Annotated in this window: 15 protein-coding genes; 5 read left to right on the top strand and 10 right to left on the bottom strand. The window is 58.3% G+C overall.

Going from position 1 to position 13,957, the window contains the following annotated elements:
- Positions 1–5: 5 nt before the first annotated feature.
- Both C8N45_RS03365 and C8N45_RS03370 read left to right on the top strand, forming a co-directional pair.
- The gene (locus C8N45_RS03365) at positions 6–779 is read left to right on the top strand and encodes a type III pantothenate kinase (protein WP_108384764.1); all 774 of its coding nucleotides are present in this window, start codon (positions 6–8) and stop codon (positions 777–779) included.
- Positions 776–2,440: a ribonuclease J gene (locus C8N45_RS03370; protein ID WP_108384765.1), complete on the top strand. Its 1,665-nt coding sequence runs from the start codon at positions 776–778 to the stop codon at positions 2,438–2,440. Before C8N45_RS03365 ends, C8N45_RS03370 begins: the two co-directional genes overlap by 4 nt.
- Positions 2,441–2,622: 182 nt before the next feature.
- Here the strand turns inward: C8N45_RS03370 and C8N45_RS03375 are convergent, their stop codons facing one another.
- Genes C8N45_RS03375 through cysG form a run of 6 tightly spaced genes read right to left on the bottom strand, consistent with a single transcriptional unit; the run spans position 2,623 to position 8,006 of the window.
- A complete protein-coding gene (locus tag C8N45_RS03375; RefSeq protein WP_108384766.1) occupies positions 2,623–3,480 on the bottom strand; it encodes a ferredoxin--NADP reductase in 858 nt (285 codons plus the stop codon).
- Positions 3,481–3,538: 58 nt separating this feature from the next.
- Complete coding sequence (locus C8N45_RS03380) at positions 3,539–3,949, bottom strand: DUF934 domain-containing protein (protein ID WP_108384767.1); 411 nt, start codon at positions 3,947–3,949, stop codon at positions 3,539–3,541.
- A complete protein-coding gene (locus C8N45_RS03385; protein WP_108384768.1) occupies positions 3,946–4,653 on the bottom strand; it encodes a phosphoadenylyl-sulfate reductase in 708 nt (235 codons plus the stop codon). Before C8N45_RS03385 ends, C8N45_RS03380 begins: the two co-directional genes overlap by 4 nt.
- Positions 4,643–6,313, bottom strand: coding sequence for a nitrite/sulfite reductase (locus tag C8N45_RS03390; RefSeq protein ID WP_108384769.1), 1,671 nt, complete (start codon positions 6,311–6,313; stop codon positions 4,643–4,645). The genes C8N45_RS03385 and C8N45_RS03390 overlap by 11 nt, the downstream gene beginning before the upstream one ends.
- Positions 6,313–6,615, bottom strand: coding sequence for a DUF2849 domain-containing protein (locus tag C8N45_RS03395; RefSeq protein ID WP_108384770.1), 303 nt, complete (start codon positions 6,613–6,615; stop codon positions 6,313–6,315). Before C8N45_RS03395 ends, C8N45_RS03390 begins: the two co-directional genes overlap by 1 nt.
- Positions 6,615–8,006, bottom strand: a complete 1,392-nt coding sequence (gene cysG / locus C8N45_RS03400) for a siroheme synthase CysG (RefSeq protein ID WP_108384771.1) — start codon at positions 8,004–8,006, stop codon at positions 6,615–6,617. The genes C8N45_RS03395 and cysG overlap by 1 nt, the downstream gene beginning before the upstream one ends.
- Positions 8,007–8,141: 135 nt before the next feature.
- On the opposite strand from cysG, the gene C8N45_RS03405 reads away from it, so the two are divergent.
- A complete protein-coding gene (locus C8N45_RS03405; RefSeq protein WP_108384772.1) occupies positions 8,142–8,603 on the top strand; it encodes an Lrp/AsnC family transcriptional regulator in 462 nt (153 codons plus the stop codon).
- Between the two features lie 14 nt (positions 8,604–8,617).
- On the opposite strand, the gene C8N45_RS03410 is transcribed toward C8N45_RS03405, so the two are convergent.
- Positions 8,618–9,781, bottom strand: coding sequence for a cytochrome P450 (locus tag C8N45_RS03410; RefSeq protein ID WP_108384773.1), 1,164 nt, complete (start codon positions 9,779–9,781; stop codon positions 8,618–8,620).
- A 194-nt stretch (positions 9,782–9,975) separates the two neighbouring features.
- Here C8N45_RS03410 and C8N45_RS03415 point away from each other — a divergent pair, with 194 nt between their 5' ends.
- The gene (locus C8N45_RS03415) at positions 9,976–10,803 is read left to right on the top strand and encodes a cobalamin B12-binding domain-containing protein (protein ID WP_108384774.1); all 828 of its coding nucleotides are present in this window, start codon (positions 9,976–9,978) and stop codon (positions 10,801–10,803) included.
- Positions 10,804–10,814: 11 nt separating this feature from the next.
- Here C8N45_RS03415 and tpiA read toward each other — a convergent pair whose 3' ends face one another.
- The gene (gene tpiA / locus C8N45_RS03420) at positions 10,815–11,546 is read right to left on the bottom strand and encodes a triose-phosphate isomerase (RefSeq protein ID WP_108384775.1); all 732 of its coding nucleotides are present in this window, start codon (positions 11,544–11,546) and stop codon (positions 10,815–10,817) included.
- Between the two features lie 72 nt (positions 11,547–11,618).
- Between tpiA and C8N45_RS03425 the strand changes: the two genes are divergently transcribed.
- A complete protein-coding gene (locus tag C8N45_RS03425; RefSeq protein ID WP_108384776.1) occupies positions 11,619–12,530 on the top strand; it encodes an isopenicillin N synthase family dioxygenase in 912 nt (303 codons plus the stop codon).
- Positions 12,531–12,535: 5 nt separating this feature from the next.
- On the opposite strand, the gene C8N45_RS03430 is transcribed toward C8N45_RS03425, so the two are convergent.
- Both C8N45_RS03430 and C8N45_RS03435 read right to left on the bottom strand, forming a co-directional pair.
- The gene (locus C8N45_RS03430) at positions 12,536–12,901 is read right to left on the bottom strand and encodes a HesB/IscA family protein (protein WP_108384777.1); all 366 of its coding nucleotides are present in this window, start codon (positions 12,899–12,901) and stop codon (positions 12,536–12,538) included.
- 123 nt (positions 12,902–13,024) lie between these two features.
- The gene (locus C8N45_RS03435; RefSeq protein WP_108384778.1) at positions 13,025–13,387 is read right to left on the bottom strand and encodes an SUF system Fe-S cluster assembly protein; all 363 of its coding nucleotides are present in this window, start codon (positions 13,385–13,387) and stop codon (positions 13,025–13,027) included.
- Positions 13,388–13,957 lie beyond the last annotated feature (570 nt).

Genomic DNA, 13,957 nt, shown 5'->3' on the forward strand with positions numbered 1-13,957 from the left:
GTCCCATGCTCTTGGCCATTGACTGCGGGAACACGAACACCGTGTTTTCGATCTGGGACGGTGAGAAATTCATCGCCACCTGGCGCACAGCCACAGAATGGCAGCGCACGGCTGACCAATATTACGTCTGGCTGACCAGTCTGATGCAGTTTCAGAAACTGGATGTACATATCGATGAGGTCATCGTCAGTTCCACCGTGCCCCGCGTGGTGTGGAACCTGCGGGTTTTTGCTGACCGCTATTTCGACTGCCGCCCATGGGTTGTCGGCAAGCCCGATTGCCTGCTGCCGCGCATGCCCCGCGTAGATGAAGGTACGCAAGTGGGCCCTGACAGGCTGGTCAATACGGCCGGGGCCTATGACCGGCATGGCGGCAATCTCATCGTGGTGGATTTCGGCACTGCAACCACGTTCGATGTGGTCGCGCACGACGGGGCCTATGTTGGCGGGGTCATTGCGCCGGGCGTAAACCTGTCGCTTGAGGCGCTGCACAACGCCGCTGCCGCCTTGCCTCATGTGGATATTTCAAAGCCGCAGGCGGTGATCGGCACCAATACTGTGGCCTGCATGCAATCAGGTGTCTTTTGGGGTTACATCGGATTGGTCCGCGAGATATGTGCGCGGATCAAGGCCGAACGGGGCTTGCCGATGCAGGTGATCTCAACCGGTGGCCTTGCGCCATTGTTTCAACAGGCCGAAACCCTGTTTGACGCATTCGAAGACGATTTGACGATGCACGGCCTGACCGTCATCCACCGCTATAACAAGGACAATGCATGAGCGACCGCCTGATCTATCTGCCCCTCGGAGGTGCCGGCGAAATCGGCATGAACGCCTATGTCTACGGCTACGGCAAACCGGGCAAAGAACGGCTGATCGTGGTTGATCTGGGCGTGACCTTTCCCGATATGGACGGCACACCGGGCGTTGATCTGATCCTGCCCGATATCGGTTGGCTGGTCGCACGCAAGGCGCAGATTGACGGGATATTCATCACCCACGCCCACGAAGACCACGTCGGTGCCATTGGCCATTTCTGGGAACAACTGGGCGCACCTGTCTATGCGCGCCCCTTCACAGCCAATATCGCGCAGCGAAAGCTGGTCGAGCAGGGCCAGCCTGAAGGCGTCGTTTCAGTGGTTGGTGTCTACCCTGAAATCATCACCTGTGGGCCGTTCAAAGTATCTTACCTGCCGATCAGTCACTCTATTCCCGAAAGCGCGGGACTGTTGATCGACAGCCCTGATGGCCGCGTGCTGCATTCCGGCGATTTCAAGATTGACCGCACACCCGTCGTTGGTGACCCGTGGGACCGCAGTCTGTGGGAAGAGGTCTCGAAGGACGGGGTCAAGGCGCTGGTCTGCGATAGCACAAACGTCTTTTCGCTGGAACCGGGGCGGTCGGAATCCACCATCGGTGACGCGATTGCTGACATGATGAAAGAGGCAACGGGCATGGTCGTTGCGACCACCTTTGCGTCGAATATCGCGCGTCTCAAGACGCTGGCGATTGCTGCGCAAAAGGCGGATCGTTCCGTTGTGCTGCTGGGCCGCGCGATGCGGCGCATGGTTGAGGCCGCGACCGAAGTGGGCATTTTGAACGGCTTTCCGCCCGTCGTTTCACCCGAGGACGCGCTGAATATGCCCCGCGAACATGTGATGCTGCTAGTCACCGGGTCACAGGGCGAACGCCGGGCGGCCTCTGCGCAATTGGCACAGGGGTCTTACCTTGGGCTGAAGTTGAAGGAAGGGGATACGTTCCTGTTTTCCTCCAAGACAATTCCGGGCAATGAACGCGGCGTGATCCGCATCATGAATCAACTGTCCGAGATGGGTGTCGACGTGATCGACGATGCGGGTGGCAAATATCACGTGTCCGGCCACGCGAACCGGCCCGACCTGCAAACGCTGCACGAGATTGTCAAACCACAGATCCTGATCCCGATGCACGGCGAACACCGTCACCTGCGCGAACATGTAAAGCTGGGCAACGCGGGCGGTCTGACCGGTATTGTCGCAGTCAACGGCATGATGATTGACCTGTCAGGCAACGCGCCGACTGTGGCCGAATATATCGATACCGGACGGACCTATCTGGATGGCTCTGTCCAGATCGGTGCGTTGGACGGCATCGTGCGCGACCGTATCCGCATGGCCCTGAACGGCCATATGATTGTGACGCTGATTGTTGATGAAAACGACGAGCCGCTGGGCGACCCTTGGGTTGAAATTTCAGGTCTCACTGAAACAGGTTCGTCCAATACGGCCCTTGTTGAAGTGGTCGAAGAGGACCTGAGCCAGTTCATCAACCGGGCCAATGCCAAGACACTGCGCGATGACGTGAAGCTGGAAAAAGAGCTGAAATCCATCGCACGGCGGTCTGCGCAAGGTGAAATTGGGAAGAAACCCGAAGTGACGGTGATCGTTTCGCGGTTGAGTTGATCGATCTCAGCTATTCCAAGGCCCACAATGACGTCTCACCGTGCAGCAAAAATGCCCCGGTAAAGGTTGGACAGCGCCCGAACCGCATCGACGGGCAGGGCGCTGCTCGCCTTTTGCTTGGTTCAGGCGGAGTGTGACTCTGGCGTTGGTTCTGTCCTTACTCTGACAGTTTCACCAATTCTCTAGTCCAGAAACGCTTTTTCGACCACATAATGGGCCGGCTTGGAATTCGCGCCTTCCTCCAGACCATATTCCTCGAACATCTCTTTGAGTTCCAGATTGAATGCCAGATTGCCGCAGATCATCGCCCGGTCGGTAGCGGGGTTGAGAGGTGGAACGCCAAGATCGGCAAATGCCTCGCCCGTGCGCATCAGGTCGGTGATGCGGCCCATCTTGGGGCTCTCTTCGCGAGTCGTGGTGGGATAGTATTTCAGCTTGTCGGCAAATCCTTCACCCATCAGTTCAGCCAGCATTTCGTCGGTGCGCAGGCTATCGATCAGGTCGCGCCCGTAGGTTAGCTCACCCACTTCGCGGCATGTATGTGTAATGATGATTTCATCGTAATCTTCATAAGTTTGCGGATCACGCAGCAAGGACGCAAAAGGTGCAAAGCCGGTGCCGGTCGCAAAGAACCACAGGCGCTTGCCGGGCAGCAGCGCATCGTGCACCAGCGTGCCAACGGGTTTGGGACGCAGGATAATCTCGTCCCCCTCGGTGATATGTTGCAGGCGTGAGGTCAATGGGCCGTCGGGCACCTTGATCGAATAGAACTCCAATTCGTCATCCCATGACGGTGACGCGATGGAATAGGCGCGCAGCAATGGCTTTTGTCGGCCGGTCTTGGGGTCAGGATCACCCATCAGACCGATCATCACAAACTCACCGGATCGGAACCGCAGCGAAGCAGGCCGTGTCACCCGGAAGCTGAACAGGCGGTCGGTGTAATGTTTCACCTGCGTGACAGTCTGTGCGTCGGGCAGGGTGGGGACGGCTTTGGCGGTGGCTTGGGTCACAGGTGTTTGCTCGGTCATAAGTATCATGGCGCACCTGTAGGATGCGCCCTCCGTAACTGTCTTTGATGTAGATCAGGTGAAAAGTCTAGCCGCGCAAGCGGGCTTGATAGTTGTGGGCGCGCCAGTCGGCGCGGGCCAGCCATTGGTCCTCCGGTTGGCGGGCGGCAAGGGCCGCGTCGATTTCGACCTCGTCAAATCCGGACCGGCGCGCCATGGCGTATTGGTCCGCTAGTACGTGCCCCTTGGCGCGCAAGCGCCCTTTGTAGCCCGCCCGCCGCAGCATGGCGGCCAACGTAAAGCCGCGCCCATCAGCAGATGACGGGAAATCAATGCGGATCATGGGTGCATTGGTCAGACCGGCAAGCGCATCCGGGGCCGTGTCAGAGGGCAGATCGACCCCGTAATCGCAATCGTTGGCGGCGCAGTCCTGCGGTGTGACGAAACCGCAGCGAAAATCATCTGCGGAGAACCCTTTGTCGGTGACAATCACGCTCATGCCGCATGCTCCTTGCGTGGGCGGTTGTGAATGCCGCATTCCGTTTTTTCCGCATTGCGCCAACGGCCTGCGCGGGGATCTTCCAGCACATTGGCGCGGGTGGTACAGGGCATGCAGCCCACAGACGGATACCCGTCCGCCACCAGTGGATGACGCGGCAGGTCATGCGCACCCATGTAATCCTGCACGTCTTGTGCCGACCAATTGGCAAGCGGGTTGATCTTGATCTTGCGATCTTCTTTTTCATACAGCGGCAGTTGCGCGCGCTGCCCGCCCTGATAGCGCTTGCGCCCGGTGATCCAGCCGTCAAATTCCCCCAGCGCCCTATTCAAAGGCCGCGTCTTGCGCAAGTCACAGCAGGCATCCGTGTCCGCCTGATGCAACAGTCCGTCTACATCATGGGTCAACACGTCGTTCCGGTCCGGCCCGATGATGCGCACATCGGTCAGGCCAAGGAGCCCGGACACCTCGCGCTGATAGGCCAGCGTTTCAGGGAACAGCATTTCCGTATCAAGGAAAATCACAGGTGTGGCCTTGCCCACCTGTGCGACCATGTGCAGCAGTACGACAGCCTCGGCCCCGAAGGAGGACACCAGCGCGACCTTGCCAATCTGCACGTCGTCCAGCGCATGTTTGACGATAGTCTGCGCGTCCGATTTCCGGTGCAGCATGTTGCGGCGTTCGGCGAGTTCCTTAAGCGGCATCTGCTTTGTCCTCTGATGGATAAAGAATGGTCTTGAAAGGGGCCATGCCAAGACGGCGATAGGTTTGCAGGAATGTCTCGTCCGCGTCCTTGCGCAGATCAAGATAGCCGGTCACAAGCCGCTCGATCGCGGGCACGATTTCATCAGCGCTGAAGCCGGGACCAGCCCTTTCACCAATGGTTGTTGTTTCTGTTCCGTCACCGCCCAGCGTGATCTGGTAGTTTTCCACCCCCGCACGGTCGAGACCCAAAATCCCGATATGGCCCACATGGTGGTGCCCGCAGGCGTTGATGCAGCCCGATATCTTGATCTTGAGCTGACCGATGTCATGTTCGATCTTCAATTCGTCAAAGCGCGTGGCGATGTCTTGCGCAATGGGGATCGACCGCGCCGTTGCCAACGCGCAATAATCCATGCCCGGGCAGGCGATAATGTCGGAGGCCAGCCCGATATTGGCTGTTGCTAAATCCGCCTCACGTAGGGCCGCATAGACCTTGGCCAGGTCAGATTTATGCACATGCGGCAGGATCACGTTCTGCGCGTGACTGATCCGCAGTTCGTTATGTCCGTATTTCGCGGCCAGATCAGCCATGACGCGCATCTGGTCAGAGGTCGCATCGCCCGGCGTTGCCCCGTGTTTCTTGATACTGATCGATACGATGGCATAGCCGTCCGCCTTGTGGGGCGACAGGTTGGTGTCGGTCCACGAACGGAAGGCGGGGTTGGCAAGGCGCGCAGCCTCAAAACCGTCAGTGCTTTTGATGACAAAGGCGGGCGGGGCAAAGGACGCTGTGATCTGTTCCAGCAATGCCTGATCGTGGCCAGCAAAGCCTTTGCTGATTTCGGCAAAACGCGCATCAACCAAATCGCGGATTTTCTCCATCCCGTTCTCATGCACGGTGATCTTGATGCGGGCCTTGTACTTGTTGTCGCGGCGGCCCAGCAGGTTGTAGACGCTGACAATCGCCTCGCAATAGGGCAGCAGGTCGGCCTTGGGCAAAAAGTCTCGCAGCACTTTTCCCACCATAGGCGTACGGCCAAGGCCGCCGCCGACGATCACCTCAAAACCCGGCTCGCCCGCGTCATTGCGCACCATGCGCAGCCCGATGTCATGGGCTTTTGTCACCGCACGGTCATTTTCAGAGCCTGTCACCGCGATCTTGAACTTGCGCGGCAGGAACTGGAATTCAGGATGGTCTGTGGACCATTGGCGCAGCAATTCAGCGATGGGACGCGGGTCTTCGATCTCGTCCATTGCAGCGCCCGCGAAATGGTCTGCAGTCACGTTGCGGATCGTGTTGCCGGATGTCTGGATCGCATGCATGCCAACATCGGCAAGCGCCTCCAGCATGTCGGGCACATCCTGCAACTTTGGCCAGTTGTACTGGATGTTCTGGCGGGTGGTGAAATGGCCATAACCCTTGTCCCACCTGTCTGCGATGTAGGCGAGCTGGCGCATTTGTGCGGCATTCAGCGTGCCATAAGGTACGGCCACACGCAGCATATAGGCGTGCAATTGCAGATAAAGGCCATTCATCAGGCGCAGTGGCTTGAACTCATCCTCGGTCAGGGAACCGTCAATGCGGCGTTCGACCTGTCCGCGAAACTGGGCGACGCGTTCGCGCACGAAGGCCTCATCAAAGTCGTTGTAGACGTACATCAGGACAACTCCGCTTGCTTGCCATGGGTATAGTTTGAGGGGCCACGGGTGCGGAACGCTTCGCGGAAGTGCGTGGGTTCGGGCCCGTTGCGGCCCGCCACGGCATCGGCCAGATAGGCGCCTGCGATCTCATGCGCGCGCGCTTGGGCCTCCAACAGGCGCAGATCGCCATGGGCTTCGTCGGTGATCAGTTCAGCTTCGCGAATATCGCGTGTCCAGCGGTCATCTTCGGTCAGCCAGACCGCATCGCCTCCCAGCAGGGCGTTGGCAGTAATCACTTTGGGGGTGAATTTCCGGGCCATTATGCAAACTCCTTGAGTTTTTCGGCTTGGGACAGGGCCGCGCGGGGGGCGAGGCCGTAAAATGTGATGGCGGGGCCTTGCAGGTTGGCCTGCGTCAATGTGGGCTCCAGTTCTGCCAGCGTTGTCGCGATGATCTGCTGATCGGCGCGGCTGACGTTTTCGATGATTGTCACCGGCGTTGCAGGATCGGCACCATGCATCAGCAACCGGCCCTGGATGAAGCGTGCGGATTTCTTGCCCATGTAGATCGCGGCCACTTCGCCCGCTGCGGCAAGCGCTTGCCAGTCTTGATCGGCGTAACCTTTGGTGTCGTGCCCTGTGATCAGACGCACGGCAGAGTTCCGGTGGCGTTTCGTCAGGCTTTGCCCGATGGTCGCCACGGCGGCAGAGGCCGCCGTGATGCCGGGAATAATCCGGTAGCTGATATCATGCGCCTCGATCGCTGCGATTTCTTCGTCAAGTCGGCCAAAAACGGTCGGATCGCCTGACTTCAGGCGCACCACATGGTGGCCATCAAGTGCATGTTGCACGATCAGCGCGTCAATATCGGCCTGCGCCATTGAGGTGCCAAAGCCTTCCTTGCCCGCATCAATGACGATCGCTTCACGGCGGGCCAATTCAAGGATTTCTGGCGTCACAAGACGGTCATGAATGACAACATCCGCTTTATCCAGCGCATTGCGGGCCTTCAGCGTCAGCAACTCGGGGTCGCCGGGTCCTGCGCCGACAAGATCAACATGCCCGTCGGTTTTGCGCCCTGCAATATGCCTATCAAGCAGCTTTTTCAGGCTGGGAAGAACGGCAGCTTCGCCCCCTTTTTCAAAGGCCTTCGGACCATGGTTGAAATAGAACGCCGACCAGAAGTCGCGGCGCTTGCGGCCCATGGGCAGTGCGTCCACGGCTTGACGAAAGCTTTTGCCGATGCGCGCCAGCACGCCCAGAGAACTTGGCAGGCGCGCCTCGAGGTCGGCTTTGATCGCGCGGGCAAGAACAGGTGCAGCACCTTCGGTGCCGATGGCCACGGTGACAGGATCGCGGTCCACGATGGCGGGGGTGATGAACTGGCTGTCGGCAAGATTATCGACGATATTGACCAACGCACCGTCTGCATGGGCGATGCGGGACACGCGGGCGTCTTCGGCATCGTCTTCGTTGGCGGCATAGAACAGGGCGGCGCATAGCGCATCGCCTGGCTCCATCGCGCGTTTGACGATCTTCAACTTGCCATCGGCAGCCCAGCGATGGATTTCCGGGGCCACTTCGGCGGCGATGACCGTCAGCTTGGCCTCGGTCTTCATGAGCAGGCGCAGCTTGGCCATTGCGGCATCACCACCGCCAGACAAGACAATGCGGCGCCCTGCGACAGCAAGAAAGATCGGAAAGTGCTTCATCTGCGAACCTCTGATTTCTTGCTCCAATATAGAACATTGTTCTTGCTGTTGCGCCCCATCCGGGGCAAGTAAGGACAAGCGTTCTGTATGATGCGCTTTTTGGACCGACGGTCCCATGAACAAGGAGAATCAAGAATGACCGTCCGGATCGACGCCACAGACCGGAAGATCCTTGCGGCGCTTCAAGCGGACGCGGCCCAGTCCTTGGATGAAATTGCAAGAAATATCGGCTCTTCCAAGACGCCTGTATGGAATCGCATCAAGAAGATGCGCGAAGCCGGGATCATCGGTCAGCAGACGGTTTTGCTGGACGCAGAGGCGCTGGGTTTCGAGGCCTGTTTCTTTGTGCTGATCCGCACATCCGAACATGACGCTGACTGGCAGGGGCGCTTTCTGAGTGCACTCAAATCGCGTCCAGAGGTGCAAGAGGCACACCGCTTGGCGGGCGATATAGACTATATTCTCAAGGTGCGGGTGCAGAACGCGCGGGCCTACGACACATTCTATCAGGCGCTGATTTCAGAGGTGAAGGTGCATAATGTGACAGCACTTTTGTCGATGGAAGAGATCAAATCGACTGTTGCGCTGCCTTTGTGATCGGGCACGACAGGTCAGCGCGTCACCATCAGTTTTTCCAACCCGTGAAAATGGAAAACATCCGCATAACGCGGTACTTCGGTCATGCGCAAGTCCGGGCAACGCGACAGCAAAACGCGCAGCGCAATCCGCAATTCAAGCCGGGCGAGGGGGGCACCGACGCAAAAATGGATACCGCCGCCAAAGCTGGTGTTTTGCGGCCCCTTGCGCGCCGGATCAAACCTGTTGGGGGTGTCATATGCGGCGGGGTCGCGATTGGCGGCAGCCAAAAGACAGGCGATCTGGTCGCCACGCTTGAAGGACTGCCCGGCAACGCTGACATCCTCATAGACCCAGCGGGTGAACATATGCAGCGGAGGATCAAAGCGCAGAATCTCTTCGATCGACGCCTCGGAAATGTCGCGCACGCCTTGCTCCAAAAGCGTTTTGACCCCATTGCCCAACGTATGCACAGTTGCCTCGTGGCCTGCGTTCAACAGCAGGATGCATGTTGTGATAAGCTCGTCTTCGCTGAGTTTTTCGCCAGCTTCCTCCGCGGCGATCAGTGTCGAGATCAGGTCATTAGCTGGTGATTTGCGCCGCTTGGCGATGTAGCCGCGCATAAAGGCGGCAAAGTCTCGGGCTGCCGCCGACGCCGCATCTTCCTGCGCGCGCGTGCGTCCGGCGGTATACATGGCGACCATCGCGTTGGACCATGCCAGCAAATTGTCAGCCTCCTCTTCGGGTACACCGAGCAGGCGGCAGATCACAACCACGGGGACAGGGCGCGCGTAGGCGTCCAGAAGATCGAAGGGCTGGGTTGGAAACCGGTCGATCAACTGGTGACAAAGTTGCGTGATATCCGCTTCCATCGCCGCAATCGTGCGGCTGGTAAAGGCCCGCAGCACAAGCGCACGAAGCCGCGTGTGCCGGGGTGGCTCGAGTTCCAGCATCGAGTGGGCTTCAATGTCATAAAACGGTTTTTGATGTGCAGGGATGTCGGGGGTCAGCTCTGGCGGACACTCCCGCCCCATCTGTTTGCTGCGCAACACTGTTTGCACTGCCTGATGGCTGACGGCGCAGGCGATGTCGTATTCGTCCCACCAGAAAAAGTCGCCGTCCGCGCGCGCCTCATCATAGAACGGATAGGGGTTCTGCACGAATGCGGGGGCGGTCGGGGATTGTCGCAGTGTTTTCATGTCTCGTCATTTGAATGACGCTTGGGCGCATTGCAAGCAAATCATCGCCGTTCAGGGCGCACACGTTAGCCGCGACTTTCTGCCACGCCTGACGACCGGCGCGCTTGTGATAACAAAGGCAGACAAAAGAATACCACAGTGCAGTTCGCCGCAGCGCTGATGAATTCAGGGGACGGACGTGGGAGGGAGTGTTCATGACAGACGTGTCTTTGGGCATGGAAAGCTTTGATCGCTCGGAATACGATCGGGCTGACCAGCATTTCAAGCTGGTCGGGGAAAAGCTGCCGCCGAACTCGGTCGAGGAAATGGCGCGCGAAGTTGTGCGACGGCTTGCGTTTCGGATGCCGAAAACAGCGATTTCCGGAAGTCTTCCCGGCGAAGAGGATATCGATCAGCTTTGTCACGCATTGTTGTCGGACGACGAAGAGGCTGCCAACAGGCTGATGCTGTCGGTGCGTCGTGAAGGCATTGATATCGAACTGATTTATCTGGGTTACGTCGCGGGTGCTGCACGCAAGCTTGGCGAGATGTGGAATACCGATGAAGCAACCTTTGTACAGGTGACGCTGGCTACCGGGCGGCTTTATCGTATCATTCGGGGAATGCGACATATCGTTGGTCCTGCAATCCTTGACGGGCGCGATTTGCGTCCCGCGATGCTGGCTTTGGTCCCTGATGAGGACCATACACTCGGGACTGAAATGGCCGCCGATCTGTTCCGCCGCGACGGTCTTGATGTCGATATGTCAGTGGGTCTGCCCCATGATGAACTGATCGAGCAATGCGAAGGCCGCAACTACCGCGTGATTATCCTTGTCGCGAATTCAGACCGCCGGATTGATTCGATGGCGCGCCTTGTGGTTGCGCTGAGAATTACGCAACCACTCACGCGGCTTGTCGTTGCGGGAAATATCCTGACCGAGAACCCCAATCTGCTTGAGCTTGTGGGTGCCGATGATGAAATGCCCGACATCCTGACGGCTGTACCCATGCTGCGCAATATGCTGGACGTGTCCGGCTGAGGTGCGCGGAATCAGCTTTCTTCCAGCGCGTTGATGATCGCCGAGAAATCATCGGCCTTCAGGCTGGCCCCCCCGACAAGCGCCCCGTCGACATTCGCAATGGAAAATATTTCCGCAGCGTTGCTTCCCTTGACAGAGCCGCCATAAAGCAGGCGCATGTCAGCGCCATCGGCAAAACGGTCCAGCATCCGGGCGCGGATGTGGCTGTGTACCTCGGCAATCTGGTCACTGCTGGGCACCTTGCCCGTTCCGATTGCCCAGACAGGTTCATAGGCGATGACGGTATTGTCGGCAGTTGCGGTGTCAGGGACCGATTGCGCAAGCTGTTGGTCGATGACGTCAAGCGTTGTGCCATCCTCGCGTTCGGCCAGCGTTTCGCCAATGCAGATCACCGCCGTCAGCCCCGCATCATAGGCCGCCTGTGATTTTGCCGCGACGGTTGCATTGGTTTCGCCATGGTCGGTCCGCCGCTCCGAATGGCCGGTCAACACGTATGTGGCCCCGGCATCAGAGAGCATTTCCGCGCTGATATCGCCCGTGTGCGCGCCGCTTTGCGCGGTGTGGCAATCCTGCCCGCCGATATCAAACAGCAATCCGCGGCAGGCTTCGATCAGGGTTGCAGGCGGGCAGATCAGCACGTCAACGGACGTGTCGGAATGGCGTTCTGCAAGTTTCTGGATTTCAACCAAAGAGCTGCGCAGCCCGTTCATTTTCCAGTTTCCAGCGGCGAGTTTCCGGGGCATGATGTTGTCCTTTTGTCTGGTTGTGTATCTTGGTATCAAGTCCACGCACCAACGAAAAGAGAGACATTCGAAATGCAGACAGTTCCGCGCATTGATGCTGCGGCGCTTTTGGCCGGGGACGCGGCTGCGGTCGCGAAGGTTGCGACGGCTGCAACCGGCGTGGGCTTCATGACCGTCTACAACACCCCGTTTACCGCCGCGCGGATGGAAGAACTGCCGGAGGCCTACCGCGCATTCTTTGCTTTGCCGCCGTCCGAAAAGGCGGCTTATGACATGGCCGCAACCGGATCAAACCTGGGGTGGGGTGCGCCGGGGTCAGAGCGTGTCGATCCCGATGCCAACCCCGATTACAAGCAGGTCTTTGATTGCGGGCTGGAACTTACCCCTGACAATCCACTGCGTGAATTGTCCTGCTACGCCCCGAACCAATGGCCTGACAAGCCAGATGGTTTTGTCCGGATGCTGAAATCCTACTATGCCGATGCCACCGCGTTTGCGCTTGATCTGCTTTGTGCCATTGCCAGTGCGGCGGGCGAGGATGGCAGCTATTTCCGCGACAAGTTCGACCGCCCCATGGCGCTGTTGCGGGGGAATTATTATCCCGTGCGCCCCGCTTGGGCCGGTGCAAAGGATTTTGGCATCGCCACACATACCGACTACGGTTGTCTGACTTTGCTTGCCACCGACGGATCGCCGGGGCTTGAGGTCAGAACCCGTGGCGGTGGCTGGATACCCGTGTCAGCCCCGCCCGGTGAGTTCGTGATCAATTTTGGGGAAATGCTGGAAAGCTGGACCAATGGCCGTATCAAGGCCACGCCGCACAGGGTGGTCGGCACCAATGCAGAGCGGATTTCAATCCCGCTGTTCTTCAATCCCAATCACGATGTGAATGTGGCGCCCATAGGCTCTGGCAAGGTGATCAACGCGCGCGACCATCTCGAGGCCCGCTACGCAGAGACCTATGTGCATCTGAGAACCGGATAAGCGTCTTAGCTTTTTGCGCCAAGGCTTTCATCGAATTTGATTGATTCACCGCAACCGCAGGCGTCTACGACGTTGGGGTTGCGGAATTTAAAGCCGGATTCCAGCAGGGACACTTCGTAGTCGATCTCTGTTCCGAACAGGAACATCTGCGCCATCGGGGCGATCATGACGCGCGCGCCGTCCTGTTCCACAACCTCGTCCAGCGGATCAACATCAGTGACGTAATCCATCGTATATTCCATCCCCGCACAGCCGCCTTTCTTGACGCCGATGCGCAGACCCTGATGGCCGTCCTTTTGCATCAGCTTTGCAATTTGCGCTGCCGCCTTGTCAGTGATGCTGACCGCTTGCTTGCCGGGAATGCCGAACATGGGAAAGTCTCCTTTGGTGACAAAGATAGGTCAGGGGCGGGCAGGGCACAAGGCGGGCGTCCGCATTGTGATCAAAGGTCGCGGCTTGCAGACAGCATGAGCGTCAAATCGAACCGGATACGTTTACATAAAGCCCAGTTCAAGGCGGGCTTCGTCTGACATCATGTCCATGCCCCACTGCGGCTCGAACGTCATTTCCACATCCACATGTTTGACGCCGGGCAGGGGTTCGATCGCGTCGGCCAGCCAGCCGGGCATTTCACCTGCGACAGGGCAGCCGGGGGCGGTCAGGGTCATGATGACGTTGACTGCGTTATCCTCTTTGATGTCGATCGTGTAAATCAGGCCGAGGTCATAGATATTCACCGGAATTTCGGGGTCATAGACAGACTTGCAGGCCTGTACGACATCCTCGTACAGGGGATGGTCCGTTGTGGATGGCGCAATCAGAGGTGCGCCTTCGATCTGGCTGTTGCTGTCGGTCATGTCTTCACTTCCTGAATACCTGAGCGAACATATAGGGATTGACGCGCGCGGCGTAAAGGGGCGGGACCGGGTGTATTTACCGCGTACAGACAGCGTAAATATGCCGTAAATACGTGTGTATTGCGCTAGGATGCAAAAAGTTGCCGCTGGCGGTTCTTGTCAGCGTTACGGCGCTGGCATGCCGGGCAGCGGATCGGTGGCCCAAGTACAGCCGGATGGCGGCAGGCTGGGGTGAATATCTTTGACGCAATGCGGCGGCTTATCCCAAGCATTTCACGACACCGCGTCGTGTACTATCGGGCCGACCGTGATGCTGTTCTGATCCAATCCCGACCTTGGGCGTGGCCTGAGGCACGGATCGCTGTGCTGGACCAAGCGGACTTGTCCGTTGCGGCACGGAGTGTCGGCTTTATGGGAAATATCGTACTTAATAAAGGAACGTTGTGAGGAGCCATATCTATTCTTGCTTCGTGGCGTCAACTTCTTGACGGGAATTTCACCTAATGTCGCTCAGCGGCATCAATGCGGCGCTGCAGCACTGCACCTGCAGCATCGAAATGCCTATTGGTT

This window comes from Yoonia sediminilitoris (genome assembly GCF_003058085.1).
In the GTDB taxonomy this organism is placed as follows: domain Bacteria; phylum Pseudomonadota; class Alphaproteobacteria; order Rhodobacterales; family Rhodobacteraceae; genus Yoonia; species Yoonia sediminilitoris.